Origin of the sequence: Streptomyces orinoci, assembly GCF_003121295.1 — a bacterium.
In the GTDB taxonomy this organism is placed as follows: domain Bacteria; phylum Actinomycetota; class Actinomycetes; order Streptomycetales; family Streptomycetaceae; genus Streptomyces; species Streptomyces orinoci.
In genome coordinates, this window is the sequence record NZ_PHNC01000038.1 from 32,782 (window position 1) to 58,012 (window position 25,231).

Genomic DNA, 25,231 nt, shown 5'->3' on the forward strand with positions numbered 1-25,231 from the left:
CGCTCCGGGCGCCCGGCGGGGGCGTGCGCCGGAGGCCCGGAGCATGGTGCTTCTGGAACAAAGGCCACCAAAGGAGGAGAGTCCGTCTCAGCTCTTGCCATACGCTCTGAAGCTTCAATACCGTCGTACATCTACCCGCATCGGTCCATCAGTCAAATGCGGCACCGGGGAGGGCTCGCAGGCCGCGATGGTTCCGGAGCGGAGCGCGGCAGGGGGTGCCGCGCTCGTCCCGCCGGTGGCGGGCCGAGTCGCGTGTCGCGTGGGTAGAGAACGTCAACCCGTCCCGCTCGGCGTGGAGTTGACATCCAGGCCGGAGGTGGCGGGTTACCCCCTTTTCGAACCGGACAGACCCTGGGCCGCTCGGGGGCGGGCGGTCCACCGGACGAGAGGGATACCTGACTGATGAGTTCCTTCCTGCGCCCGGCGGCCGATGAGGACCGGACACCGGAGAGCGCGCCTTCCGGCCGGACCCTGGAGTTCGCCGGGCACTACCGGCCGGTGACCGAGCAGTTCGCCATAGCGCCACCGGTGAGCGTGGTCATCCCCGCCATGAACGAGGCGGAGAACCTTCCCTATGTCTTCAAGACCCTGCCGGCCTGGATCCATGAAGTGGTCCTGGTGGACGGCAATTCCACCGATGACACCGTCAAGGTGGCCCGGGAGCTGTGCCCTTCGGTCAAGGTGGTCGAGCAGCGCGGCAAGGGCAAGGGCGACGCCCTGATCACCGGTTTCGCCGCCTGCACCGGCGAGATCATTGTGATGGTGGACGCCGATGGCTCGGCGGACGGCAGCGAGATCGTCAGCTATGTCTCCGCGCTGGTGGGCGGCGCGGACTTCGCCAAGGGCTCGCGGTTCGCCAACGGCGGTGGCACCGACGATATGACGGTGATCCGCAAGCTGGGCAACCGGGTGCTGTGCTCCCTGGTGAACCACAAGTTCGGGGCCCGTTACACCGATCTGTGCTACGGCTACAACGCGTTCTGGAAGCGGGTCCTCGATGACATCGCCCTGGACTGCGCGGGCTTCGAGGTGGAGACGCTGATGAACATCAGAGTGGTCAAGGCCGGCCTGCGCGTCCAGGAGATTCCCAGCCATGAGTTCGTCCGCATCCATGGCACCAGCAATCTGCGCGCGGTACGGGACGGGCTGCGGGTGCTCAAGGTGATCCTGCGCGAGCGCGGCGGGCGCCGGCGGCGTCCGGTGCACCGGCAGCCGGCCCTCGCCCCGGCGGCCAGCAGCGGGGAGGTGTCTTGAGCGGCGGGCCGGGGGTCTCGGTGGTGATCTGCGTCTACACCGAGGAGCGCTGGCAGGACATCCTGGCCGCGGTGGCCTCGGTGGCCGCCCAGTCCCGTCCGGCGCTGGAGACCCTGCTGGTGGTGGACCACCATCCGGCGCTCCGGCGCCGGCTGGCCCGGCACTTCGCGGGTGAGCCGCGGGTGCGGGTGCTGGCCAACTCCGGCCCGCGCGGCCTGTCTTCGGGCCGTAACACCGGGGTGGCGGCGGCCCGGGGGGAGGTGGTCGCCTTCCTGGACGATGACGCGGTGGCCGAGCGGGACTGGCTGCACCACTTCGCCGGCGCCTATGCCGACCCCCGGGTGATGGCGGTGGGCGGGCGCACCCAGCCGGTGTGGGCCTCCCGGCGCCGGCCGGCCTGGTTCCCGGAGGAGTTCGACTGGGTGGTGGGCTGTAGCTACCGGGGTCTGCCGCCGGGCCGGACGGTGGTGCGCAATGTCCTCGGCGGCAATGCCTCCTACCGCAGATCGGCCCTGGTGGCGGTGGGCGGCTTCGCCAGCGGGATCGGGCGGGACGGGCAGCGGCTGCCGCTGGGCGGCGAGGAGACCGAGCTGTGCATCCGGCTGGCCCGGGCGGTGCCGGACGCCGTGCTGCTGATCGACGACCGGGCGGTGATCCACCACCGGGTGCCCCCGGCCCGGGAGCGCTTCGGCTACTTCCGCACCCGCGCCTATGCCGAGGGCCTGTCCAAGGCGCTGGTGGCCCGGAGCGTGGGCGCCCAGGCGGGTCTGGCCGCCGAGCGCCGGTACACCACCCGGGTACTGCCCGCCGGGGTGGCCCGGGGGCTACGGGACGCCCTGCTGGGCCGCCCCGGCGGGGCCGGGCGGGCCGGTGCCATCGTGGCCGGGCTGGCCGCCACCACCGGGGGCTATCTGCTGGGCAGCGTCCGGACCCGCCGCCGGGGCGGCCACTTCACCAGGGGGACGGTATGAGCGAGGCCCCGCTGCCGATCCTGATGTACCACGCGGTGGCGTACGCCCCGGCCCGGGCCGCGCACGGCCTCTCGGTCTCCCCCGACGCCTTCGCCGAACAGATGGCGGTGCTGGCCGGCCTGGGCTTCACCTCGCTCACCGCCGGGGAGCTGGCCGCCGCCTGGCGCACCGGGCGCCCGCTGCCGCCCCGGCCGGTACTGATCACCTTTGACGACGGCTATGAGGGGGTGCATCGCCATGCGCTGCCGGTGCTGGCCGAACACGGCCTGCGCGCCACGCTGTTCGTCACCAGCGGCTGGCTGCGCGGCGAGCATGCCGCCGGCGGCGCGCTGGACCTGATGCTGGACTGGGACCAGGTACGTGAACTGGCCGCGGCCGGCACCGAGATCGGCGGCCATAGCCACACCCATCCGCAACTCGATCAACTCGCCGACGAGGAGCTGGCGTTCGAGGTCCGGCACTGCCGCGACATACTGGCCCAGGAGCTGGGCCGGCCCCCGGTGTCCTTCGCCTACCCCTATGGCTATTCCAGCCGACGGGTGCGGCGGGCGGTCCGGGAAGGCGGGTACCGGGTCTCCCTGGCGGTGGGCAATGCGCTGGCGGCGCCCGGCCAGGGGCCCTATGGACTGCGCCGGGTGACGGTACGCCGCCGCACCACGGCGGCGGACTTCGAGCGGCTGCTCCGGGGCCGGGCGGTGGGCCGGCTGTTCGCCGCCGACCGGGCGCTGACCAAGGGTTATGCGGTGGTCCGCGGTGGCCGCCGGCTGGGCCGTCAGGTGACCGGAAGGGCACGAGGGGCGCGTGACTGACACCTCCGAACGGATCGGGGCAAGAGCACCACGGGCCGGGGAGGGCGGGGCGGAGACCGCCCGGGGACCGAGTCCGCTGTTCCGCAACGCCTTCGCCCTGATGCTCAACACCGGGATCAGCGCCGTCCTGGGGGTGGGCTTCTGGCTGGTGGCGGCCCGCTACTACAGCGAGGACGCGGTGGGCCAGGGCTCGGCGGCGATCGCCGCCATGAAGTTCCTGGCCGGGCTGACCGCGGTCACCCTCACCGGGGCGCTGGCCCGCTTCATCCCGGTGGCCGGGCCCACCACCGGGCGGCTGGTCTTCCGTACCTATGCGGTCAGTTCGCTGCTGGTCGCGGCGGCGGCCGGGGTGTTCCTGCTGACGCTCGGCCTCTGGGGCTCGTCCTACCGGATGCTGCACGGTGTGCTGCCGGAGCTGTTCTTTGTGGCCGCGGTGGTCGCCTGGTCGCTGCTGACCCTCCAGGACGGGGTGCTCACCGGGCTGCGCAGCGCCCCCTGGGTGCCGGTGGGCAATACGGTCTTCTCGGCGGTGAAGCTGGCCCTGCTGGTGGGGCTGGCGGCGAGCCTGCCCGCCGAGGGGGTGTTCGTCTCCTGGGTGGTGTCCATCGCCGTCTCGGTGCTGCCGCTGGGCTGGCTGGTCTTCCGCAGGCTGATCCCGGCCCATGTCCGGGCCACCGAGCACTCCGCCCGGCCGGCCTCGTACCGGGAGATGGGCCGCTTCCTGGCCGGTGACTGCACCGGCTCGCTGTTCTCGCTGGCGGTGGTCTACCTGGTGCCGGTGATGGTGGCCGCCCAGGTCAGCTCGGCCGACAACGCCTACTTCTATATCGCCTCCACCATCGGCGGCACGGTCAATCTGCTTGCCATCAACATGGGCGCCTCGCTGACCGTGGAGGGTTCGCACGACCCCGGCCGGCTGGCCGCCAACTGCCGGGCGGCGCTGCGCCGGATGGCCACCCTGATGATCCCGGTCTGTCTGCTGCTGTTCCTGCTGGCGCCGTACATCCTGCGGGTGTTCGGCCCGGGGTACGCCCAGGCGGGCACCCCGCTGCTGCGCTGGTTCGCGGTGGGGGCGGGGCTGCGGGTGGTGATGGAGACCTATTTCGCGGTGCTGCGGGCGCAGAGCCGGACCGCCGGACTGGCCTATCTCCAGGGGCTGTTGTGTGTTCTGGTGCTGGGGCTGACCCTGTTGCTGCTGCCGCGCATGGGGCTGGTGGGCGAGGGAGTGGCGGAGGTGTCCAGCCTGACGGTGATCGCCCTGATCGCCGCCGTCCGGCTGCGTGGCGTCCTCAGGGCCCCGGCGCCCCATGCCACCGGTACCACAGCGCCCGACGGCGACCTGGCGGACCTGGCGGTGAGCGGCGACCGCCGGGAGCGGCCCCGGCCGGAGGGCCGCCTGGGCCTGCGGGCCGCCCTGGACACGGACACCCTGCCGCTGGGCGTACGAGTGGACTTCGACCACCCCGAACGGCGGCCGGACGTACGGCGGGTGGCGCCCGTCCCGCCGCCCGGCCCCCGGCCGTCCGCTCCCCCGCGCACCCCCTGGTGGCAGGGGCCGGAGGCGGCCGGCTGGCTGTTGCTGCTCGGCGCGCTGGCTCTGTACTGGCTGCCGCTGACCACCGTGGACGAGATCAGCCTGGACGGCATGGGCGGCCTCGGCCTGATCTCGGTACTGCCCACCGCCACCCTGCTGGGCGCGGCACTGCTGATCGCCGCCTTTGTCCGGGCGCTCTGGCTGGACCGGCCGCGCCCCCGCCTGCTGGCCGCCGTACTGCTGGCCACCGTGGTGTCCCTGCACGCGGTGCCCGCCCTGCTGGAGCACCAACCGCGCTTCCCCACCGCCTGGCAGCATCTGGGCTTCCTGGACTTCATCGACCGCCATGGCACCGCCGCCCCCGACCTGGACGCCCGCTGGAGCTGGCCCGGCTTCTTCGCCCTGGTGGCGCTGGCCGGCCGGGCCTGTGGGATGAGCGATCTCTCCGGGGTGCTGCGCTGGTGGCCGCTGGCCGTCCAGCTGCTGTGCCTGGCACCGCTGGCGCTGCTGCTGCGGGCGGTACGGGCCGGGCGGCGCGCCAAGTGGACGGCGCTCTGGCTGTTCGCCCTGTGCGGCTGGGTCGGCCAGGACTACTTCTCCCCTCAGGCCCTCAACTACCTTTTCTATCTGCTCTTTGCCGCCGTGCTGCTGGTCTGGTTCCGCCCGCCGCGCGGCCCGCGTGGCCGGTGGCTGCCCGGCGAACGCCATCCGGCCCCCGCCTCCCGCGCCGACCGCACCGTGCTACTGGCCCTGCTCATCGGCCTGTTCACCGCCTCCACCGTCAGCCACCAGCTGACGCCCTTTGTGATGCTGGGCGTGCTCACCGTCCTGGTGCTGGCCCGCCGGGCCACCTGCCGTGGGCTGCCGCTGCTGTGCGGGGTGCTGCTGGCGGTGTGGATCGGGTTCCTGGCCGAGCCCTACTGGTCCGGCCACTTCCGGGAACTCTTCGGCGGGCTGGGCTCCTTGGGCGGCAATGTCTCCTCCTCGGTCTCCGGCCGCATCCACGGCGGCAGCCGCACCCACAAGCTGGTGCTCTACATCCGGGTGGCGCTGGCCGGCGGGATGCTGGCCTTCGCCGCCCTGGGCTGGTGGCGGCGCCGCCGGGCCGGGATCTCCGACCGTGCCCTGCTGGTGCTGACCTGCGTCCCCTTTCTGGCCTTCGGCATGCAGTCCTACGGCGGCGAAGTGGCCCTGCGGGTCTTTCTGTTCGCCCTGCCCGGCGCCTGTGTGCTGGCCGCCCTGGCCCTGTTCCCCGGCAAGGGCACCGACCGGGCCCGTACCCTGCCCGGCCTGCTGGCCACCTTCTGCGCCGGACTGGTGCTGATCTTCGGCTTTCTGGTGGCCCGTTGGGGCAATGAGCCCTTCGAACGGGTACGGGGCGGCGAGGTCGCCGCCATGAACTATGTCTACGCCCATGACAAGCCGACCGTCCGGCTGCTGTGGCCCAGCAGTGACCCGGTCACCAATGTCACCCCCGCCATGCCCTGGGGCGCCCGGGAGATGGAACGCGTCCTCTACCAGCCGGTCCTGGCCCCCCGCGATCCGGCGGCCCTGGACGACACCGTGGCCGCCCTGCGCAAGGCCGGCCCCGGCTCCTATCTGATGCTGGACACCGGCCAGTCCACCTATCTCGAACTCACCGCCGGCTATGCCCCCGACTGGGACCGGCGCATCCGCCGGGCCCTGGACGCCCGCCCCGAGCTGCGCCGGGTGCTGTCCAATGACGATGCCGCGCTCTACCGGCTGAAGTCCCCGCCGCCGGGTGCCGTCCCCGCGCCCCGTCCCGGCCCGCCGGGTCCTCGGATCACCTGGACCCCCGCCACGGTGGTTGGTGCCCTCGCCGCCGCGTTCCTTCTGGTGCTGCTCACCGCTCGCGAGCTGGCCCGCTTTGCGATGCGGCCGGGGGCGCGTCAACGGCGGTGGCTGCAAAGCTCGTTCTGGTTTGCGATGCCGGTGCTTTTGGTGGTACTCGGGGTGTTGGTGCAGCGCTTGGTGACGCTCTCGTAGGTCGTCGGGTGCGGGCTGTATGTGGCTGGTCGCGCCCACGCGGCGGAGCCGCATGATGCAGACGCCCCGCGCCCCTATGGGGCGCTCCCTCAGCTCGTCCAGCGCACCTCATAGGGGCTCAGCCGGATGTCGTGTCCGTCCACCGTGGCGCTCACCCAGCGGTCCTGGGTGTTGACCACCACCATGGCCCGCTCCGAGGCCAGGGCCTTCACCGGGCCGTAGACGGCGGGGTCACGCAGCCCGGCGCCGGGCGGGAAGGAACGGGCGAACCGGGAGAGCAGGTCGTACATGGGCAAGGGGCCGCCTCCACCGGCTTGTTGGGTGGGGCGCCAGAGACAGCCCGCGCAGTCGGTGCCGGACTGTTCCTCGGGGTTCCAGTAGAAGGCGGTGGCCACCCCGGCCCGGGCCAGTTCGGTCATGGCCACGGCCTGTACGGCCAGCCGGCGCCCCTCCGGCCAGCCCTTGCGCTCGTCCTGGGCGTCGGGGGGTTCGACATACCACTCGGCCCACCAGACGGGCAGCCCGGTGGCCCGTTTCAGCCAGGCGGTGACATCGGCGAACTTGGTGGTGGCCTGGAACTCGTCGGGGATCAGCAGGCTGCCCTGGCGGGTGTAGCTGGAGCCGTCCACCACCACGAAGTCGGCGCCCGCCTTGTGCCGGTTCCAGTAGTCCAGTACGTCCACCGAGCGCTGGTCCAGCACTCCCCAGGGGCCCTGGATGGGCGAGGAGTTGGAGGCCGAGCCCGGGGAGTTGCTGTCCATCACCACATAGGGCCCGCCGACCAGGGCGTCCTTGCGCTCCTTCTTGACCGCCGCATAGACCAGGTTGTACAGCCGGGTGTAGTCCTCGTAGTCCCAGCGTTTGCGGCCGTCGTCGTAGAAGCCCTTGAGCTCGTTCCAGACGATGAAGTGCCGGACCTCCGGATAGCGTTTGGCGATCACTCCGGCCAGGTCGGCGAAGTCCTGGTAGTGGGCGGGGTCGGGGGCGCGTTCCAGGGACTTCTGCGACCAGTCGGTGCTGGGGCCGCCGCCCTTCATCCAGTCGGGGGCGCAGCACAGGGTGAGCACCGGGGTGCCGCCGGTGCGGCGCATCAGCTGTACCCGCCGGTCGAGGTCGGTGAAGTTGTAACTGCCGGGTCTGGGCTCGGGGTTGTCCGCGCCCCAGCCCATGATGTGCTGGTTCTGCGGCAGTCCGGCCCCGGAGAGCAGCTTGGCCGCGGTCTGCCGGGCGCCGTCGTCACCGAGGTCGGCGCTGTACTGGGTGTGGGTGAAGCCCCAGCCCAGGGCGGCGGGTCCGGCGCTGCCGCCGTGCCTGCCCGAAGCGCCGGGATGAGAACCCCCGTTGGTGCCCCAGCCGCCGGCGCCCAGGGCGAACAGCAGGGCCAGGGCGGCCGAAACCGCCCCGAGCAGCACGGTCAGCTGCCAGCGCCCCGGGTGTGCCGTGCGCGGACCCCCCACGTGACGTCCCATCCCCGCAAGGGTAACGGGACCAACTGCCGGGCGCGGGCGCTTCGTCCCACTTTTCACCTGCGGTCAACCCGGTGCCGGGCCCCGCCGGGGCTCAGTCGCCGTAGACGGCCCGCAGGGCGTCCTGGGCGGCGGCCAGCGCGGCCGCCCGGTCCAGGCCCAGCCGCCGGGCGCGCTGGGCATAGGTCTGGGCGGCCGCCGCGGCCTCCCGTTCGGCGGTGTCGCCCGGGGCCGCCACAAAGGTGCCATTGCGGCCCCGGGTCTCGATCACCCCGTCCGTCTCCAGTGCCCGGTATGCCTTGGCCACCGTGTTGGCGGCCAGCCCCAGCTCCCCGGCCAGCCCGCGCACGGTGGGCAGTTTGTGGCCCACCGGCAGCGCCCCGGAGCGGGCCTGCTCGGCGATGCGGGCGCGGATCTGCTCAAAGGGCGGCTCGGGCGCGTTGGGATCGACGGAAAGGGACAGGGGCACGGTGCTACTCCTGGCTGAAGGGCTGACGGAACGGATCGCACCGCCCATTGTGCGGCGTGGCGTCCGTCTCCGCTTGACGCCGCGTCAGAGCTGGAGTTCGGTGCCGCGGGTACGCAGCCAGGTGTCCAGGCCCAGCACCAGTTCGGCGCCGGTGCGGTAGGCGTCCGGGCTGCCCTCGCCCAGCGCCTTGGCCAGGGCCTCGGAGTCCAGCAGCGGGCGTACCGGGGAGTCCTGGTCGGCGGCCACCTTGCGCAGTTCCTCCCGCAGGGCCAGGGCGTAGCGCGGGTCCTGGGTGGTCGGGTAGGGGCTCTTGACCCGGTCGGCCACCACATCGGGCAGCAGGTCGCGGGTGGCGGCGCGCAGCAGCGACTTCTCCCGGCCGTCGAAGGTCTTCATGGACCAGGGTGTGTTGAAGACGTACTCCACCAGCCGGTGGTCGCAGAAGGGCACCCGGACCTCCAGGCCGACGGCCATGCTGGCGCGGTCCTTGCGGTCCAGCAGCATCTGGACGAACCGGGTCAGATGCAGATAGCTGATCTCGCGCATCCGCCGCTGGGTGCCCGTCTCCCCGTCCAGCTGCGGCACTTCGGCCAGGGCCTCGTGGTAGCGGGCCGCGGTATAGCCCGGCACATCCACCTTGGCCAGGATGTCCTTGCCCAGCAGGGCGGTCCGGCCGAGGCTGCCGTCCGGGCTGAAGGTGTCGGCCCCGCCGCCGGCTATCCAGGGAAAGGTGCCGGAGTTGACGGCCGCCGGGTCATGGAACCACTTGTACCCGCCGAACACCTCGTCGGCCGACTCTCCGGACAGGGCGACCGTGGACTGTTCGCGGATGGCCTTGAACAGCAGATAGAGCGAGGTGTCGCCGTCGCCGAAGCCCAGCGGGAGGTCGCGGGCGGCCAGGATGGCGTCCCGGTTGGCCCGGTCCATCAGCGCGGCGGTGTCCAGCACCACATCCCGGTGGTCGGAGCGGACATGCTCGGCCAGGGCGTGGGCGTAGGGACCGTCGGGGGTGGAGCGCAGGGCGTCCGGGCGGAAGCGGTCGGTGTGGCCGGTGAAGTCCACCGAGAAGGAGCGCACCGGTCCCTGCCCGGCCTCGGCCAGGCCCTTGGCGGCCAGCGCGGTGATGGCCGAGGAGTCCAGGCCGCCGGAGAGCAGGGTGCACAGCGGTACATCGGCGATCAGCTGGCGGCCGATGATGTCGTCCAGCAGCTCACGGATGTGCCCCACGGTGGTCTTGGTGTCATCGGTGTGCTCTCTGGCCTCAAGTGCCCAGTAGCGGCGCACCGTCAGCCCGGAGCGGCGGATGCGCGCGGTGTGGCCGGGGCGCAGCTCGTGAATGCCCTTGTAGACGCCGTGCCCGGGGGTCTTGGCGAAGCCCATGATCTCGGCCAGGCCCTCGGCGTCCACCACGGGGCGCACCCGGGGGTGGGCCAGGATGGCCTTCTGCTCGGAGCCGAAGATCACTCCGTCCGGGGTGGGGTGGTAGTACAGCGGCTTGATGCCCATCCGGTCGCGGACCAGCAGGAGTTCCTCGGTGCGCGGGTCCCAGATGGCGAAGGCGTACATGCCGTTGAGGCGTTCGGTGAAGTCCTCGCCCCACTCCAGATAGGCGTGCAGCACCACCTCGGTGTCACTGCTGGTACGGAAGCGATGCCCCCGCGCCGTCAACTCATCCCGAAGCTCACGGTAGTTGTAGACCTCTCCGCTGTAGGTGACGGCCAGCAGGGTACGCCCGTCCCGCTCCACCAGCATCGGCTGCTTGCCGCCCTCGATATCGATGACGGCCAGCCTGCGGTGCCCCAGCGCGGCATGGGTGTCCAGCCATACGCCGCCGGCGTCCGGGCCCCGGCAGACCATGGTGCGCGTCATCGCGTCCAGGGTGTCCTTGGCGGCGGTGAGGTCCTGCTGGTACGAGATCCATCCGGTGATTCCGCACATCTTCGCGGTGTCCCCTCTCGGTTGACCGCCCGGTGTGGCGCCGGGCGCGACTCGCCCCCGTTCCCCGGCCCGCTTGCTGGTTCCGGCGGGCCGTTGGAACCCGACGCTACGCCCAACAAGTTGTATGCACCACCCACGTTTGTCAAAAACCCTTTTTGATCAAGCCAGTCGGCCCCCTACCGTGCCCATATGCCGCTCACCATCCGGGACTTCCGGCCCGCCGACGCCGAGGCCGTCACCGAGGCCCGCCGCACCGCCCAGCCCTTTGCGGTGCTCACCGCCGAGTCCCTGCGCTCCGAGGCCGGGCAGGCCCCGGCCGGACAGCACTTCCGCCTGCTGGTGGCGGAACTGGACGGCCGGGTGGCGGGCATGGCCCGCACCGGCCTCTGCACCGACCGCGCCGAACCGGGCCACGCCTTCCTCCACCCCTGTGTCCACCCGGACTTCACCGGCCGGGGCGCCGGCTCGGCGCTGCTCTCCGCCGCCGAGGGCCATCTGGCCTCGCTCGGCGCCCATACCGTCCTCACCTGGGCCCTGGACGACGGCCACTCCCCCGGCTGGGCCGAGCGCCGCGGCTACCAGCGCCAACCGCGCTCCGGCCACTTCCTCGGCCTGGACCTGACCGGAACCGGCCTGCCGCCGCTCGCCGAACCGCCGCCCGGGGTGGAACTGCGCCCCTTCACCGACTTCGCCGCCGACCCGCGCCCGCTCTACGCGCTGGACCTGGCCGTCTCCCAGGACGAGCCGGGCGACGCGGCCGCCACCACCACCCCCTTCTCCTACCAGGAGTGGCTGGCCCGCTACTGGCACCAGCCGCTCCTGGACCGGAAGTTGTCCATCGCGGCCGTCGCGGACGGCACCCCCGTCGCCTTCACCGCCGCCCTCACCGACCGCCGGGGCCGCTACCTCTCCGGCATGACAGGCACCGCCCGCGCCCACCGCGGCCGCGGTCTGGCCAGGCTGGCCAAGAACCACAGCCTCCACCTGGCGCGGGCCGCGGGCTGCCGCAACGCCTTCACCCAGAACGACGCGGACAACGCGCCCATGCTGGCGGTCAACCGCTGGTTCGGCTACCGCCCCGCGGCCACCGAGCTGCGCTACGCCCGCGAACTGGGCTGAGGAGCTGATCGCGCTCAACTCGACCGCAGCCGTTCCATGAACTCCGCAACGCCGTCCACCCGGCGGTAGGGCTTGAAGGCCGGCGCCAGCTCGCGCACCAGGGCGACGCACCGCGGGGCACCGATCCGGGTGGCCAGGTCGAGCGACTCGCCGGTGACGTCGAGCGCCTGCTCGACGTCGTTGGACTTGAGGTAGCCCTTGGCCTGGTAGGTCAGAAAGATCCCGCGCGTCTTGTCCCTGGCGCGCGGCAGCAGAGTCATTCCTTCGGTGATGCGGGCGCGGGCCTCGTCGGTACGGCCGAGGTCGAGCAGGCACTGGCCCGAGTCGACAGCGAGGTCGGCGGGGCTCATCCACGCGCACCATCCCGGTGCGGGTTCGGTGGCCTCCACGCCCAGTGCGGCCTCGGCCTGCGACAGGTCACGGTAGCAGGCAGTGCGCTCACCGAGGGCCGCGTGGGCCCGGGCCCGACGCAGGAAGAGCAGGGAACGGGCGGTGGGGTGCTGAGTGCCGGAGAGGGCGTATCCGAGCTGGTCAACGGACACCTTCGGCTCACCCAGCCAGTTCGACTGGTAGGCGAAGTCCGAAAGCACCCCGGCGCCGTGGTCGCGGTTGCCTGCCACGTGGGCGGACTGCAAAGCGGCGCCCCAGAGCTTGCCGGCCGCCCAGTGCTGACCATGGTCGAAGCGGTACCAGCCGCAGGTGGTGGCGAGCGAGGCCGCGAGCAAGTGCAGGCGGCGGCCGGTGGCCTCGTTGTAGCGGCCGGCCTCGATCAGCTCGGTCACCGTGGCGAGGTGGGCGTCCATCAGGCGAATGGTGTGCTGGCGCTGTTCGGTCGGCAGGGCCGTCAGCTTTGTGCTGGTCTCCTCCAGCCAGTCCACCAGTTCCGGATCCACCCGCTTGCCGCCGAGTGCCGAAGTGAGGCGTTCCGGTTCGATTCGGGCCCACTGGGCGGCGAGTCCCGCCAAGGAGATGGCGCTGTACGTCATGAAGCTGCGGCGGTCCATGGAGGCTCTCTGTGCGTCGTGGAGTGCTTGGACGGTGTAGGCGGACCCCAGCGGCAGCGGCTCGTCGCGCCCGGGCAGCCAGTAGGGCCAGCCGTACGCCTCCTCCATGTCCGACACCGGCACGTCGAAGGCTTCCGCGATCAACAACTGCGATTCGGGGTTCGGCGTCTTGCGCCAGTTCTCCCACCGGCTGACGGCCGTTTTGTCGGCGCCGGAACGCAGACCATGGCGGCGGGCCGTCCGGTCGAGGACCGCGGCGAGGTCGCCCTGGGACCAGCCGCGCAGGTCGCGCGCGTAGGCGAGGGGGTGCCGGATCGGGTCGTCCACAGCACCAATCCCATCATCGACGGTGACCGCGAGCCTACCGTCCGCAAGGGCGGGACAACCCCGGGACTACCGCCAAAGCCTGTCTGCTGACGGACAGTTGGGCTGTACTCGACGCACACCGAAGAACTTCCTGCACAAAGCGGAAGGAGTCTGCCCATGAAGCGACGCGCCGCGGTCATCGGTCTGGGCCACCAAGCGGTCGAAGACCACCTGCCGGGCCTGCTCGGCTCCGCCCGGGCCGAGCTCGTCGCCATCTGCGACAACAACCCCGACACCCTGCGCGAGCGCCAGGGGACGCTTCATGTACCCGGGTTCACCCGCTCCGGCGATCTACTGGACGCGGTGGAGCCGGACTTCGTCATCATCGCCGTCCCGCACTACGCGGGCCGGTCCGTGGTCGAGCAGTGTGCGAAGCGGGGCGTGCACATGATGAAGGAGAAGCCGTTCGCCATCTCGCCCGCCGAAGCCCGCGAGCTCGCCCATGTCTGCCGGGCAGGCCAGGTCGAGCTGATGGTCACCCTCCAGCGCCGGTTCAACCCGATCTACGCCAGCGTGCTGGGCCTGCTCGACCAGATCGGCACCCCGTTCCTGATCGACGGCCAGTACACCTTTCACACCAACACCCCGGGCGCCGGCTGGCGTGGAGACGTCAAGCAGGCCGGCGGCGGCTGCATCATCGACATGGGCTACCACCTGATCGACCTGCTGCTGTGGTACTTCGGCCTGCCCAGCCGCATCCTCGCCGAGTTCTCCGCCACCGCGGTTCCGGACGCCGGCTACAACGCCGAGGACACCGCCGTCATCCAGCTCGGCTACGGCACCAACATGTACGGCTCGGTCCTGCTGTCACGCTGGGCGGCCCCGAAGACCGAGAAACTGCACGTCGTCGGCACCCGTGGCTCGCTGCTGCTGGCCGAGGGCCAGGTGCAACGTCTCGATCTGGCCGGCGCGGTCGTGGAGCAGCTGACCCGCCCGCACGCCCCCGCGAGCGCCGCCACCGCGCAGATCGACCACTTCTGCCGGGTCCTGGACGGCGAACGCCCCAACACCTCCGGCCCCGAGCAGCACCTCGCCCACGCCGCCTTCATCGCCTCCTGCTACGAGTCCAAGACGGCCGGACGCTACATCGACCCCAAGGAGTTGCTGTGACGACGCTCGCGCTGCTCGGCGGCCATCCTGAAGTGACCGCTTTGGGCCCGCACTTCACCTGGCCACTGATCGACGACAACACCCGCGCCAAGGTCGCCGCCCAACTCGACACCGCCGTCTCCATCCCCGGCCGGTCCGGCATCGTCGCCGAACTGGAGGACGGCCTCAAGGCATACTTCCGCGCCCGCCACGCCATCACCACCAGCTCCGGCACCGCCGCCCTGCACGCCATTTACGCCACCCGCATCAAGGCCGGCGACGAGGTGATCGTGCCCGCCTGGACCTTCCACGCCACCGCCTCACCGCTGTTCCACCTGGGCGCGGTGCCGGTGCTGTGCGAGACCCGGCCAGACGGCAATATCGACCCCGACCACGTCGAGGAGCTGATCACCCCGCGCACCCGCGCGCTGATGGTCACCCACCTGTGGGGCCGTCCCGCCGACATGGGGCGTCTGGCCACGATCGCCGACGCACACGACCTGATTCTGCTGGAGGACGGCTCCCACGCCCACGGCGCCGACATCCATGGGAAGAAGGTCGGCACCTTCGGCCTGGCCTCCGCGTTCTCTCTCAACGGCCCCAAGCCGCTATCCGGCGGCGAAGGCGGGTTCGTGCTGACCAACGACGACGACACGTACTACCGCGTGCTGACGTTCGCCCACTACAACAAACGGTGCAAGTCCGAGATCCCGCCCGGCCATCCGCTCGCCAGGTACGCGGTCACCGGCTCCGGCCTCAAGCTCCGCATCCACCCGCTCGCCGCAGCCCTCGCCTTCGACCAGCTCCACCGCCTGGACGGCTACCTCGCCGGCCGCGCCGAGATCGCCCGCCACCTCACCGAAGAGTTCACCCGGGTCCCCGGCCTGGAGGTCACGCCGGTGACCGAAGGAGTGGTGCCGTCCTGGTACGGGTTGACGCTCACCTACCGGCCCGACGAGCTGGGTGGCCTGCCGATTGAGCGATTCCACGAGGCTCTGCTGGCTGAGGGCGCCAGCGAGTTCGACCGGCCCGGCTCCACCTGCCCTCTGCACGAGCTGCCGCTCTATCAGCACCCCGGCCTGCTGTTCCCCGGCTGCTCGCACCAGCACCGGCAATACCCGCCCGGCTCCTTTCCCATCGCCGAGCACGCCTACCGGCACACGATCAAGCTCCCGGTCTGGCACCGTGAGCAGGATCTCGCACTGGCCGAGCAGTACGTGCGCGCGGCCACCAAGGTGAGCGACCGCCACAAGGAGCTGCTGTCATGACCGTGACCTCCCCCGACTTCCTGGCCGGCCTGGTCAACGGTGCCCAGGCAGACGGCATCACCGGGTTCGTGGCCGGTGCCGTCGTCAACAATGGCGACCGGATCCTGCTCCTGCGGCGCAAGCCGGACGACTTCATGGGCGGCCTGTGGGAGATCCCCTCCGGCAAGGTCGAGAAGGGCGAGACCATCCTCGAAGCCCTCCACCGGGAGACCACCGAAGAGACCGGCCTGACGATCGAGGCGGTCAACGACTACGTCGGCCACTTCGACTACGCCAACAGCCGCGGCGGCACCACCCGCCAGTTCAACTTCGCCGTCACCGTCCGCACGAGCGAACCGGTCGTCCTCGCCGAGCACGACGCCCACCAGTGGGCCCACCCCGGTGACCTGCCCCCGGTCAGCAATGCGGTCCGCCATCTGATCACCCGCTGATCCGGCCCCAGCCGTACGGCCCGCCTCCCAATCAACTGGAGATCCGCCCCCTCCACCGATTCACCGACTTCGCCACCGACCCCCGCCCGCTCTACGCACTGGGCCTGGAGATCTTCCAGGACGAGCCGGGCGACGCGGCCACCACCCCCGTCTCCTACCGGGAGCGGCTGGCCCGCCCCTGGCACCAGCCGCTCCTGACCCGTCCGGCGCCCTGGCGCGAGCGCCCGCGCCACTGCCGGGTGAAGGTCGGCATATGAGATCCCTCGTCCTCCTCATCGCCCTCTCCCTGACGACCTGCCTGCTCACCGCCGGTACCGCCCGTACCGCCCCCGCCGCGACTCGTACCACCTCCGCCTGGCTGCCCTACTGGGGCACCAAGGCGGCCTATGACGACGCCCTCCGGCATGCGGATCAGCTGCACACGGTCAGCCCCTTCTGGTACGAGGCGAGCTCGGCCACCACCATCACCGGCTACTCCGGCGCGGGCGACCGGCAGATCATCGACGGCCTGCACGGCAAGGGGGTCAAGGTCGTCCCCACGGTGGTGGAGACCCCCGACGCCCCCGCCATGGCCGCCCTCCTCGGCGACCCGGCCCAGCGGTCCCGCCACACGGACGCCCTGCTGCGCATCGCGGAGTCCGGCGCGTACCAGGGCCTGGACCTGGACTACGAGCGGATGACGGAGACCAAGGACCCCGGGCTGCTGGAGCGCGTACGGACCGGCTACAACGCGCTGATGGGCGACCTCTGCAAGCGCCTGCACGCCCGCCACCAGCAGTGCGTGGTGACCGTAATGCCGCAGATCTCCGGCCGGCCGCTCGTCTATGACTACCCCTACCTCGGCAAGGTCGCCGACCATCTCCGCATCATGGGCTACAACCTGCACAACGCCCTTGCCCAGCCCGGCCCGTTGTCCTCGGTCACCTGGTACGAGCAGTTTCTCCGCTATGCGGTGGGCACGGTGCCACGCGAGAAGCTGGAGGTCGCGCTGCCCGCCTATGGCTGGGACTGGACGGTCGGCTCCAACACCCGCGCGTCCCATGTCACTTGCCTGGAGGCGGAGACCCTCCGCCGCACCAAGGGCGTGCCCTATGAGTTCGACGCCGCCTCCGCCACCCCGCATTTCGCCTACCCGGATGCGGCCGGCCACCGCCACGAGGTCTGGTACCAGGACGCCCGCGGCACGGCAGCGCACTTGGCGGTGCTGCACAAGTGGGGGGTGCGCGGAACGGGCTTGTGGGCTCTGGGCTTTGAGGAGGCGGGGCTATGGGATGTGCTCAGGGGGTAGGCCGCGTTTTAAGGGCGTGTGCCGAGTTCGGATCTTCAGGTGAGGCTGTGGAGCCAGGAATTGGCGCACCGCTTACGCCCGCAAAAATCTCGGCGAGCGGAAGTGGCAGGCAGAACGGCCGGGGGACAAGGCGCCCGGCCGCTCACCTCATGTCCTGAGCGGTGCGACAATCGCCAAGGGTTTAAACGGGAACCGAGGTGATCCACTCATTGGGGAAACCCGTACCACATGGGTACTGGATGAGCAGGGCACCGTTGCTGCCGCTGTTTCCCGCGATGTTCATGCACAGGCCGCTGCTCTTGCTCTTGAACTCGTAGTATCCGCTGCCGATCTCCTTTGCGGACCACCACTCGTTGCCGGCCGAACTGCAAGGCCACTGAATGATGTGGGCGTATTTCTTCTTGCTGTTCCCGGACACGTTCAGGCACATGCCGCTGTGCACGTTCTTGAACTGGAAGTAGTCACCCTTCTGCGTCCGCGTCCACAGCTCGTTGTTCTGCCGCACGCATGCCCACTGGTCAACCTTCGCGCCCGCGCCGGTCGCCCAGCCGTGGTCCTCCAGGCATTTGTGGGAGCTGTACACCTCCATGAAAAACCGGGTTGGTGCCGCGCTCGCCGGGGCAACAGAGCTGATTCCTGCGATACCGAGCGCTACGAGAGAGGCTGTTGCCGCCGCGCAGACCTTTCGCAAAGGTGACGCCATGGCTTCTCCTGATTCTGGTGACGGGCAGGTTGGCTGTGCTACGGCTGGAGCGATCCGTGTGCCAGTCACCATAGAAGCGCCGGGAGTTACTGTGGTCACGCCCGTGGTTGAGATCGAAGGTAAACCTCTGCAGTATGACTACTTCGGGATCAATCAGATGTGGTATCAAGGGCCCGCGCACCCTCAGTGCCGGGCGTGGCGGATTTTCAGGCGGCCGAAGCCCATGGCTCCGGAGATGCGGATCACCGGGCCGCCGGAGCCGGGGTGCCGGGCGGGCCGGTAGTGCAGGTCCTTCCACCCGGTGCGCAGTCCCCCGACATCGACCACCGCGTCCCGGGGCACCGTGATACTGGCTCTGCCCGTGCCGAGTTGCAGCTCTATGTCCACGACCGAGTCCTCGAAGACCGCCCGGGAGAGATCCAGCCGCACCCTGCCGCAGGCGGAGGTGACCTTGAGGTTCCGGGGTACCTGCCAGGCGCCCCGCCGGGAGATCCGTCCGCTCGCGGCGGCGATGGTGGCCGTGGTTCCCACCCGCTCCGCCGGCAAGGAGGCCAGCGCCCGCCCCAGTTCGCTCTCCGTCTTGGCGGTGAGCGCCTGTTGCAGGCGCTCCTCCATCTCCTCGTGCGAGAGGCGCCCTTCGGTGTACGCCTGCTGGAGGCGCTCCACCGCCCTGTCACGGTCGTCATCGCCGACCAGCGGCGTCCGGTCTTCCGGCAGAGAACTCACCGTCTCACTCTAAGCGTTTGCCGAGGACCCGGCGCCCCCAAGTCCCCGTTGATGCGCGCAGATTGCCGGTTCGGATAGGGAGCGCCCCACCTGTGCCGGGTGTCAGCGGTAACCTGCTCGCATGCCCGGATGGGTTCTGGCGGTTGTCGTTCCGGTCGGCGTGCTGGCCGTTGTCGCCTTCGCCTATGCGCTGTGGTCGATGCTGGGCAGCAACCGGCCGTAGCGCCGCGGTGGTCAGAAGGACCGCGGTCCGGCGTCGGTGGCCCGTACCGGCTCGGAGTAGCCGGTCGGCTGCTTTCCCTTCATAACGACCTCGCAGGCGTACTTGGACTTCACATCCAGGGGCACCAGCACGGCCTTGGGAATGTTGTTGCACAGGGCGTAGTCGATGCTGTCGCGGTAGTTGCCGTAGAGCAGGCGGGCGACGCCGTCGCGGGTGAGGATCCCCTGCTTCGGGGTGGCCGTGAAGTCCACATAGTTGTTGGAGAAGGCGGCCTTGTCACCGATCCTCACCGACCACTCGACCTCCAGACCCTCATAGGTGGTCTTGCAGGTCACCACCGTTCCGCTCTTGGAGCTCACGTCCGCGGGGCAGTTGGCCGTGATCTTGCCCGGCGCCTTGGCCATGTCCAGGGTCTTGCGGCGCAGTTCATAGGCGAGGTTCTCACTGAACGAGGCATCGGCCGCCGGGGACGGCTGCGCCTTGTCCTCGTCCGGCATGGCCGGCGGCTTCTCCAGCCTTTGCGGCAGCACGGGGCCGTCCGGCTTGGGCGTGGCGCTGCCTTCGCTCCCGCCGGAGTCGCTTCCGCACCCGGTGGCCAGCAGGGCAAGTGAACCCGCTATGAGCAGTGGCATGATTTTCGATCTCACGGCCCTCAGCCTACCCGCAGGGATACGCAGCTCAGAGGTGGTGGAAGGCCGGCGCCGGGTGCATCAGGAAGCCATGGTGGGAGATGTTCCAGGCGTAGGCCCCGGCCATGGCGAAGGCCACCCGGTCCCCGGCCCGTAGCGAGGCCACCGGTACCCGGCGGGCCAGGGTGTCACGTGGGGTGCACAGCTGGCCGGTGAGGGTGACCGGTTCGGCCATGGCGGCCGGACGTACCCAGGGGTGCGGCCAGTTGTCCACCGGCAGGACGGTGAATGGCTGGTCGTGGCCGCGAGCGGCGGGGGTGCGCAGATGGTGGGTGCCGCCGCGGAGGACGGCGAATGCCTCGCCGTGGCTGTGCTTGACGTCCAGCACCTCGGTGACATACCAGCCGCAGTAGGCGGTCAGCGAGCGGCCGGGTTCCAGGCGGAGGGTGAAGGAGGGGTGGGCGCGGGCGAGTTGGGCCAGGCCCTTGCCATAGGCGGGCCAGTCGAAGCGGGTGTGCGGGTCGGAGTAGTCCACGGCCATGCCGCCGCCCAGGTTGACCTCGGTGAGGTGCAGGGCGTGGCGGGCGGCGAACTGTCCGGTCCAGTGGAGGACTTGGGCCGAGACGGCCAGCTGGGCCGGGGCGTCCAGGCCGCTGGCCAGGTGGGCGTGAATGCCGCGCAGCCGCAGGGGTCCGCCGCGCAGCAGGGGCAGACAGGCCGTGGCGGCATCGGGGTCCAGGCCGAAGGGGGTGGGGCGGCCGCCCATGGTGAGGGCGGCGTCGCCGGTGCCGGGTACGGGCAGGTTGACCCGGAGCAGGATGTCGAGGGGGGTGGTGGCCAGTTGGGACAGTAGGTGCAGTTCGGTACGGCTCTCCACATGGAAGCGGGCCACTGCCGGGCGGAGGGCCGACCGCAGTTCCTCCTCGGTCTTGCCTGGGCCGCCGAAGGCCAGCGGGAGGGCGGGGACGGTGGCGCGGGCATGGGCCAGTTCGCCGCCGGAGGAGACCTCCAGGCCGGTGAGGTGGGGGGCGAGAGCACGCAAGAGTTGCGGGTCCGGGTTGGCCTTGGCGGCGTAGTAGAGCTCGACGGGGGCGGGGAGGGCGGATCGTATGGCGCGTAGGTGCTCGTCCAGGGCGGCCAGGTCGTAGAGGTAGGCCGGGAGTTGGGTGGCGGGCAGGGCGGCGGCGGTGGCCGCGGCGCGCGGGGTCAGCACGGGGCGGTGCTCCAGTGGGGTGCGGCGAGGACGGACAGCAGTTCCGAGGCCAGTGGTGAGGGGATACGGACATAGTCCGCGTCCCGGTCGGCCTTGCGGGCCCAGCGGGTGAGCAGATTGGCCTTGGCGGGCAGCGGCACCCCGGCGATCAGGGCGCGCAGCTGTGGCGGGTCGCCATGGGCCGCCGCCCGCTGGGCGAGTACGGCGCGTACCGCCGCCCATAGCCGGGGTTCCAGCGTGGGGTGCCGGTCGGCGAGGGCGGCCAGCATCTCGGCGAGGTGGTTGACGATCAGGCAGTAGACCACCCGGTCCCAGCCGCGGGACGGTTGGTAGACCAGGGCGCGGGCCACGGCTTCCGGGAGCGCGGCCAGGGCGGCGGCATGGTGGCCGGGCAGCAGCTTGGTGCCCTCCAGGTCGCGGAAGAGCACCTGCCGGGGCAGGCCCCGGCCGTCCAGGCCCAGTACGACGTTCTGCAGATGGGGCTCCAGGACCACGCCATGGTCGAAGTAGGCGGCCAGCACGGGGGGTACCAGCAGCCGGAGGTAGCGCTGCCACCAGGCGAGTGCCGTCTGGGGGCGGGCGGTGGCGGGCAGCCGGCCCAGCTGGGCTTCGCTGAGCGGGTATTCGTCGGCCACGGCGGCGGCCAGCAGCGGGGTCAGGCCGGGGGTGAGGTGGCCGGCCAGGCCATCGCGGACGATCACCCCGAAGCCCTCGGCGAGTTCGCGGGAGCCCAGGTCCAGGGTGCGGTAGCCCGGTTCGCGCAGCAGGGCGGTGCCGGGGAAGCGGGTGGCCAGGTCGGCGGCCACCGGTTCCAGCAGCCGGGTCAGGGCCACCGCTCCGGCCAGTTCGTATTCGGCGTTCTTGCGCAGGCAGTTGGTGATGCGGACATTGAGGCTGAACTTGAGGAAGTCGCGGCCGTCATAGAGGGTGCGCACCGAGGCGGTCGGGGCGAACTCGCCGCCGCGCGGGCCGAGGTCGAGCACCTCGCCGCCGCGCAGGGCGGCGCGCAGCGCCGGGTGCCCGGCCAGCATGGCGTACTGCCAGGGGTGGACGGGCAGCGGCAGATAGCCGTCGGGGGCCGGGCCCTGGCGGTCCAGGGGCGCCGTCGTTCCGGCCTGGCGTACTCGTTCCCGGCGTACCGCCAGGTGGTGCAGGCGGAAGCGGGCGCGGGCCTCGGGCGCGTAGCGCTGCCAGTCGGCCGGGTCGCCGCCGCGGGCCTTGGGGGTGGGGTGGAAGCGGTGGCCGAGCAGCAGGGACTGTTCGGAGTCCAGATAGGGGTCGCCGGAGGGCCGTTGGGGGTCGTGGGCGGCCAGGGCGGCGCTGACCCCGGCGTGGCTGGCGGCGACCTGGTCCAGGAACTCCTCATTGCATACCCCGGTGCGCAGTTCCAGTTCGCGGTGGATCCGCTCGGCCAGCGCGGGCCAGGGCAGTTCCGCCCAACTGCCGTCGCCGGACTGGGCAGTGACCGGGCCGGTGAAGCGGTGGGAGCCGATCAGGCAGACCCGGCGCAGGGCGATGCTCAGCAGGACGCCGCTGCGCGGCAGCCGCAGCAGCAGCCGCCCGCCGGTGACGGCGGTCTGGTGCTCGGGGCCGGAGACCTCGCGCAGCAGGCAGTTGAGCAGGGTGTGGGCCACCGCCTGGTCGGCGGAGAGGACGGCACCGGTGAGGGACGGGGGGATCATCGCGGCGGCTCCAGCGAGAGCGGGTGGCGGAGGTAATTCGGGCCGTCCACATAGTGTTTGTTGATGTCGGCGGCGCCGGAGCGTTCCTTGCTGAGCAGCGTGCCCGCGGTGATCATCGCCTTGACCGGCAGCCGGTCGGCGTCCAGCACCCGGGTGCGCAGTACGGCGGCGGCGTCGGGCGGGATCCGGCTCAGTGCCCGCTCCAGGCGTTGGCGGATCCGGCGCAGGGCCACCGCCAGGGGTATCCGGCCCAGCCGGTCCAGTTCGAAGGCGAGCGCTCCGGCGCACAGATGCAGGGTGATGGTGGTGAACACATCGGCGACCGGGCCGTCGTCCGCCACCGTGATCCGCCGGTCGCCGAAGGCAAGCAGGGGGGCGGCCCGGTCGCCCAGCCGGGAGAGCAGCCGGGTGGAGTTGATGCGGGGGCCGTCGTTGTCCTTGAGCAGCAGCCGCAGCCGGGTGCGGCCGGCCGGGTCGCGGTCCAGCACCAGGGAGGTGTTCTGCTGGTGGGCTTCCAGGGCGATGCCATAGCCGAAGAGGGTGGTGTGCCAGTCCAGCAGCAGGGTCAGGGCGGCGTCCAGCAGGGCGGGCAGGCTGCCGTGGTAGTGGCGCCCGGCCAGGGCGTCGGCCACCAGTCCGCCGTCGGGGGTACGGGCCAGCAGGGCGGCGACCGGCACCACTTGGGCCCGCTCCAGTCCGCCGGGCAGCCGCCGGACCAGGGCCGCCAGCAGTTCATGGCCGGCGCCCAGGTGGGTGCCTTCATCGGCGAGCAGCACGGTGGAGGCGAACCTCGGTTCCCGGCCGAGGACCGTTTCCAGCAGGCGCTGGGCGAGGGCGCCGTCGTCCAGGGTGCCGGGTTTGATGGTGCGCCGGTTGCGCAGGCCCAAGGTGGCGGTGGCCAGCGGGAGTTTGAGGTGGGTGGCGGGGTCGCCGGCCAGGGCGACGGTGCGCATGGAGAGGGTGGGCAGGGCCGTCAGCCAGGGGCGGGGGGCGAGCCGGGCGGTGTCCGCCAGGCCGGTTTCGTTCAGGGCCCGGGTCAGCGGCTCGCCGGCGGTCAGCGGGTGGACGGGCAGGGCCAGCTGCCGGTGCCGGTCGCCGGGCAGGCCCAGCCGGGCCGGGGTGGGCCACCAGGGCGGCAGCGGGCCGGGGCCGCGGTGCACGGCCGGGCGGGGCAGCAGCAGCCAGCGCAGTGCGAAGCCGCGGTGGAACTCGGGGGCGTAGGGGCGGAGTTCGGGTTCGGTGAGGCCATTGCGGGCGTGGCCGGTGGGGTAGACGGGGTGGTCACGGAAGGCGGCCAGGGCGTCATAGGCGAGGGCGCCGCGCGGGCCGGTCCAGTCGGCTGCGGCCGGGCCATAGGCGAGGGCCAGCCGCTCGGTGACCTCGCGCCGGGCGCCCCGGTGCACTCGGCGCACCGCCAGTTCCGCCGCGCACTCGGCGGCGAAGTCCTCGAAGCCGGGCCGGTCCTGGGCGGCTACCACCGGGCGCAGCCGTTCCAGTACCGGGCGCAGCCCGGTGACGGCGGTGCCGTCGTCGGTGGCCAGCAGCGGCCGGCGGACGCGTACTTCGCACTGGAAGCCGTCCGGCTCCACCGGCAGCCGGGCGCCGCCGGGGACGGCCAGCCGCAGCCAGTCGCCGTCCGGGTGGTGTTCGGTGCGGGCGGTGCGCCGTAGCCGGTAGGCGTCCTCGCGCAACAGGGCGTCCAGGACGCGGGTGAGCAGTTCCCGCTCCACCGGGTCGGGCGCGGTCATCGGATCTCCCACCTGCGGGACGCCAGGAAGCCCTGGACGGCCCGGTCGATCCGGCCCTGGTCGGTGCCGGTGGCCCGGATCACGCCCAGGTAGTCGCGGTTGGTGCGATAGAGCGGATGGCGCTCGCCGGTCTGGCGCAGCGGCCGGTAGACCAGGCGGACGCCATCGCTCCGGGTGTCGCTGGGGCCGGGCGCGGTGCGCAGGGTGCCGCCGCGCTCGGCGCACACATACTCGATACGTACCCGTCCCCCGGAGTGCGCACCGAGCCGGGCGGGCAGGGGCCGGCCGAGGTGGACGCCCAGGATGTGCTCGAACAGCGGCAGCCGCAGGGCCTGGGCGAGCGCCAGGTCGCAATGGTCGCCGATGGCCCGGTAGTTGACCTCGATCAGCCGGGCCCGTCCCCGGTGCACGGTGTACTCGGTGTGGCAGGCGCCGAAGCCCACGCCCAGGGCGCGCAGTTGCGCCAGCACCTGGGCGGCGTACGGCTGTTGGGGCTGGGGCAGCAGGTCCAGGCGGCGTTCGGTGAAGTACGGCGGCGGGGAGAGATGGGTGCGGAAGGAGCCCAGGGTGTGCAGGGTACGGCCGTCGCCCAGGGTCTCCAGGGTGAACAGCGGCCCGTCCAGATACTCCTCGGCGATCAGCGCCTCTCCCGGGCGGCGTTCCCGGATGGCGGCGCACCGCTCGGCGAAGCGGGCGGGCTCCTCCACCAGCACCACATCCTCGCTGGCCACGCCCTCGCGTGGTTTGACCACACAGGGGAAGGGGACTTCCGCCAGGACCTCGTCCAGCAGGTCCTCGGGGTCGCGGTCCGGCGGGAGTTCGGCGAAGCGGACGGTGTCCTGTCCGGCCGTGGCCAGGGCGCGCCGCAGCTGGGCCTTGTTCTTGGTGTGCAGGGCGGAGCGCCAGTCCTTGCCGGGGAGCCGGAAGTAGGCGGCGGCCAGGGCGGTCTGGGTCTGGAGGTGGTCGCTGTTGGAGAACACCGCGTCGGGGGGCGGGCCCAGGGCCGAGATCCGTCCGATGACCTCGCGGAAGTCACGGACGTCACAGTGCAGGATCTCCAGTCCGGGCGGCGGGGCACCGCGGTATGCCCGGCGGTGTGCGGCGGGCCGGTCGGTGAGCAGGGTGACGGCCAGGCCGAGGCGGGCGGCGGCGGGCAGAAAGCCCTCGGTGACGGAGTCGGTGGGGTTGAGCGCGAGGAGATGAAGCCGTTGCACATCATGCCTTTCGGGGCGCGGCGGTCAGTGGTCCCACTCTTGGGATCGCAGCACCGATGGCTATGGCGTGCAACGGCACG

Annotated in this window: 20 protein-coding genes; 9 read left to right on the top strand and 11 right to left on the bottom strand. The window is 71.5% G+C overall.

From position 1 onward, the window contains the following. The first annotated feature begins 402 nt into the window (after window positions 1-402). From CV755_RS32535 to CV755_RS32550, 4 genes are read left to right on the top strand one after another with little or no spacing between them, the layout of a single operon-like run. Window positions 403-1,254, top strand: coding sequence for a glycosyltransferase family 2 protein (locus tag CV755_RS32535; RefSeq protein WP_109284396.1), 852 nt, complete (start codon window positions 403-405; stop codon window positions 1,252-1,254). After that, window positions 1,251-2,225 (top strand): glycosyltransferase family 2 protein, encoded by a 975-nt coding sequence (locus CV755_RS32540; RefSeq protein ID WP_109284398.1) that lies wholly within the window; start codon window positions 1,251-1,253, stop codon window positions 2,223-2,225. The genes CV755_RS32535 and CV755_RS32540 overlap by 4 nt, the downstream gene beginning before the upstream one ends. Further along, window positions 2,222-3,034, top strand: a complete 813-nt coding sequence (locus CV755_RS32545; protein WP_109284400.1) for a polysaccharide deacetylase family protein — start codon at window positions 2,222-2,224, stop codon at window positions 3,032-3,034. Before CV755_RS32540 ends, CV755_RS32545 begins: the two co-directional genes overlap by 4 nt. Further along, window positions 3,027-6,575, top strand: a complete 3,549-nt coding sequence (locus CV755_RS32550; protein ID WP_422070626.1) for a lipopolysaccharide biosynthesis protein — start codon at window positions 3,027-3,029, stop codon at window positions 6,573-6,575. The genes CV755_RS32545 and CV755_RS32550 overlap by 8 nt, the downstream gene beginning before the upstream one ends. An 89-nt stretch (window positions 6,576-6,664) precedes the next feature. Here CV755_RS32550 and CV755_RS32555 read toward each other — a convergent pair whose 3' ends face one another. The 3 genes from CV755_RS32555 to asnB all read right to left on the bottom strand — a co-directional run bounded on the left by CV755_RS32555 (window position 6,665) and on the right by asnB (window position 10,448). After that, the gene (locus CV755_RS32555) at window positions 6,665-8,044 is read right to left on the bottom strand and encodes a GH39 family glycosyl hydrolase (RefSeq protein ID WP_109284402.1); all 1,380 of its coding nucleotides are present in this window, start codon (window positions 8,042-8,044) and stop codon (window positions 6,665-6,667) included. A gap of 91 nt (window positions 8,045-8,135) precedes the next feature. Further along, window positions 8,136-8,558 (bottom strand): GntR family transcriptional regulator, encoded by a 423-nt coding sequence (locus tag CV755_RS32560; protein WP_422070627.1) that lies wholly within the window; start codon window positions 8,556-8,558, stop codon window positions 8,136-8,138. Between the two features lie 36 nt (window positions 8,559-8,594). Beyond that, window positions 8,595-10,448 carry an asparagine synthase (glutamine-hydrolyzing) gene (gene asnB / locus CV755_RS32565; protein WP_109284406.1) on the bottom strand — a complete coding sequence of 618 codons (1,854 nt, stop codon included), beginning with the start codon at window positions 10,446-10,448 and terminating at the stop codon, window positions 8,595-8,597. A 189-nt stretch (window positions 10,449-10,637) separates the two neighbouring features. Here asnB and CV755_RS32570 point away from each other — a divergent pair, with 189 nt between their 5' ends. Continuing rightward, on the top strand, window positions 10,638-11,567 hold the full coding sequence (locus CV755_RS32570; RefSeq protein WP_109284408.1) for a GNAT family N-acetyltransferase: 930 nt from the start codon (window positions 10,638-10,640) through the stop codon (window positions 11,565-11,567). Between the two features lie 14 nt (window positions 11,568-11,581). Here the strand turns inward: CV755_RS32570 and CV755_RS32575 are convergent, their stop codons facing one another. Then, complete coding sequence (locus tag CV755_RS32575; RefSeq protein ID WP_109284409.1) at window positions 11,582-12,898, bottom strand: helix-turn-helix transcriptional regulator; 1,317 nt, start codon at window positions 12,896-12,898, stop codon at window positions 11,582-11,584. A 156-nt stretch (window positions 12,899-13,054) separates the two neighbouring features. Between CV755_RS32575 and CV755_RS32580 the strand changes: the two genes are divergently transcribed. The 4 genes from CV755_RS32580 to CV755_RS32595 all read left to right on the top strand — a co-directional run bounded on the left by CV755_RS32580 (window position 13,055) and on the right by CV755_RS32595 (window position 17,013). Continuing rightward, entirely contained in the window at window positions 13,055-14,047 is a 993-nt protein-coding gene (locus CV755_RS32580) for a Gfo/Idh/MocA family protein (RefSeq protein ID WP_109284411.1), read from the top strand. Then, window positions 14,044-15,294, top strand: coding sequence for a DegT/DnrJ/EryC1/StrS family aminotransferase (locus CV755_RS32585; RefSeq protein ID WP_109284413.1), 1,251 nt, complete (start codon window positions 14,044-14,046; stop codon window positions 15,292-15,294). The genes CV755_RS32580 and CV755_RS32585 overlap by 4 nt, the downstream gene beginning before the upstream one ends. After that, window positions 15,291-15,725 carry an NUDIX hydrolase gene (locus CV755_RS32590; protein ID WP_109284415.1) on the top strand — a complete coding sequence of 145 codons (435 nt, stop codon included), beginning with the start codon at window positions 15,291-15,293 and terminating at the stop codon, window positions 15,723-15,725. Before CV755_RS32585 ends, CV755_RS32590 begins: the two co-directional genes overlap by 4 nt. 253 nt (window positions 15,726-15,978) lie before the next feature. Continuing rightward, entirely contained in the window at window positions 15,979-17,013 is a 1,035-nt protein-coding gene (locus CV755_RS32595) for a glycosyl hydrolase family 18 protein (RefSeq protein ID WP_109284416.1), read from the top strand. Between the two features lie 181 nt (window positions 17,014-17,194). Here CV755_RS32595 and CV755_RS32600 read toward each other — a convergent pair whose 3' ends face one another. The 7 genes from CV755_RS32600 to CV755_RS32630 all read right to left on the bottom strand — a co-directional run bounded on the left by CV755_RS32600 (window position 17,195) and on the right by CV755_RS32630 (window position 25,151). After that, complete coding sequence (locus CV755_RS32600; protein ID WP_161968782.1) at window positions 17,195-17,716, bottom strand: RICIN domain-containing protein; 522 nt, start codon at window positions 17,714-17,716, stop codon at window positions 17,195-17,197. 183 nt (window positions 17,717-17,899) lie between these two features. Continuing rightward, complete coding sequence (locus CV755_RS32605; RefSeq protein WP_109284420.1) at window positions 17,900-18,442, bottom strand: DUF1707 SHOCT-like domain-containing protein; 543 nt, start codon at window positions 18,440-18,442, stop codon at window positions 17,900-17,902. 234 nt (window positions 18,443-18,676) lie between these two features. Beyond that, window positions 18,677-19,312 carry a hypothetical protein gene (locus CV755_RS32610; protein ID WP_109284422.1) on the bottom strand — a complete coding sequence of 212 codons (636 nt, stop codon included), beginning with the start codon at window positions 19,310-19,312 and terminating at the stop codon, window positions 18,677-18,679. Window positions 19,313-19,343: 31 nt separating this feature from the next. Further along, window positions 19,344-20,507 (bottom strand): type III PLP-dependent enzyme, encoded by a 1,164-nt coding sequence (locus CV755_RS32615; RefSeq protein ID WP_193553527.1) that lies wholly within the window; start codon window positions 20,505-20,507, stop codon window positions 19,344-19,346. After that, window positions 20,501-22,189, bottom strand: a complete 1,689-nt coding sequence (locus tag CV755_RS32620; RefSeq protein ID WP_109284424.1) for an IucA/IucC family protein — start codon at window positions 22,187-22,189, stop codon at window positions 20,501-20,503. The genes CV755_RS32615 and CV755_RS32620 overlap by 7 nt, the downstream gene beginning before the upstream one ends. Then, complete coding sequence (locus tag CV755_RS32625; protein ID WP_109284426.1) at window positions 22,186-23,937, bottom strand: IucA/IucC family protein; 1,752 nt, start codon at window positions 23,935-23,937, stop codon at window positions 22,186-22,188. The genes CV755_RS32620 and CV755_RS32625 overlap by 4 nt, the downstream gene beginning before the upstream one ends. Continuing rightward, the gene (locus CV755_RS32630; RefSeq protein WP_109284428.1) at window positions 23,934-25,151 is read right to left on the bottom strand and encodes an ATP-grasp domain-containing protein; all 1,218 of its coding nucleotides are present in this window, start codon (window positions 25,149-25,151) and stop codon (window positions 23,934-23,936) included. Before CV755_RS32630 ends, CV755_RS32625 begins: the two co-directional genes overlap by 4 nt. Window positions 25,152-25,231: the final 80 nt, after the last annotated feature.

Excerpts from the sequence above, each read along its gene's own strand:
- CV755_RS32535 (WP_109284396.1), top strand. The coding sequence starts at position 403 with ATGAGTTCCTTCCTGCGCCCGGCGGCCGATGAGGACCGGACACCGGAG.
- CV755_RS32545 (WP_109284400.1), top strand. The coding sequence starts at position 2,222 with ATGAGCGAGGCCCCGCTGCCGATCCTGATGTACCACGCGGTGGCGTAC.
- CV755_RS32555 (WP_109284402.1), bottom strand. The coding sequence starts at position 8,044 with ATGGGACGTCACGTGGGGGGTCCGCGCACGGCACACCCGGGGCGCTGG.
- CV755_RS32560 (WP_422070627.1), bottom strand. The coding sequence starts at position 8,558 with ATGGGCGGTGCGATCCGTTCCGTCAGCCCTTCAGCCAGGAGTAGCACC.
- asnB (WP_109284406.1), bottom strand. The coding sequence starts at position 10,448 with ATGTGCGGAATCACCGGATGGATCTCGTACCAGCAGGACCTCACCGCC.
- CV755_RS32570 (WP_109284408.1), top strand. The coding sequence starts at position 10,638 with ATGCCGCTCACCATCCGGGACTTCCGGCCCGCCGACGCCGAGGCCGTC.
- CV755_RS32580 (WP_109284411.1), top strand. The coding sequence starts at position 13,055 with ATGAAGCGACGCGCCGCGGTCATCGGTCTGGGCCACCAAGCGGTCGAA.
- CV755_RS32590 (WP_109284415.1), top strand. The coding sequence starts at position 15,291 with ATGACCGTGACCTCCCCCGACTTCCTGGCCGGCCTGGTCAACGGTGCC.
- CV755_RS32595 (WP_109284416.1), top strand. The coding sequence starts at position 15,979 with ATGAGATCCCTCGTCCTCCTCATCGCCCTCTCCCTGACGACCTGCCTG.
- CV755_RS32600 (WP_161968782.1), bottom strand. The coding sequence starts at position 17,716 with ATGGCGTCACCTTTGCGAAAGGTCTGCGCGGCGGCAACAGCCTCTCTC.
- CV755_RS32620 (WP_109284424.1), bottom strand. The coding sequence starts at position 22,189 with ATGATCCCCCCGTCCCTCACCGGTGCCGTCCTCTCCGCCGACCAGGCG.
- CV755_RS32625 (WP_109284426.1), bottom strand. The coding sequence starts at position 23,937 with ATGACCGCGCCCGACCCGGTGGAGCGGGAACTGCTCACCCGCGTCCTG.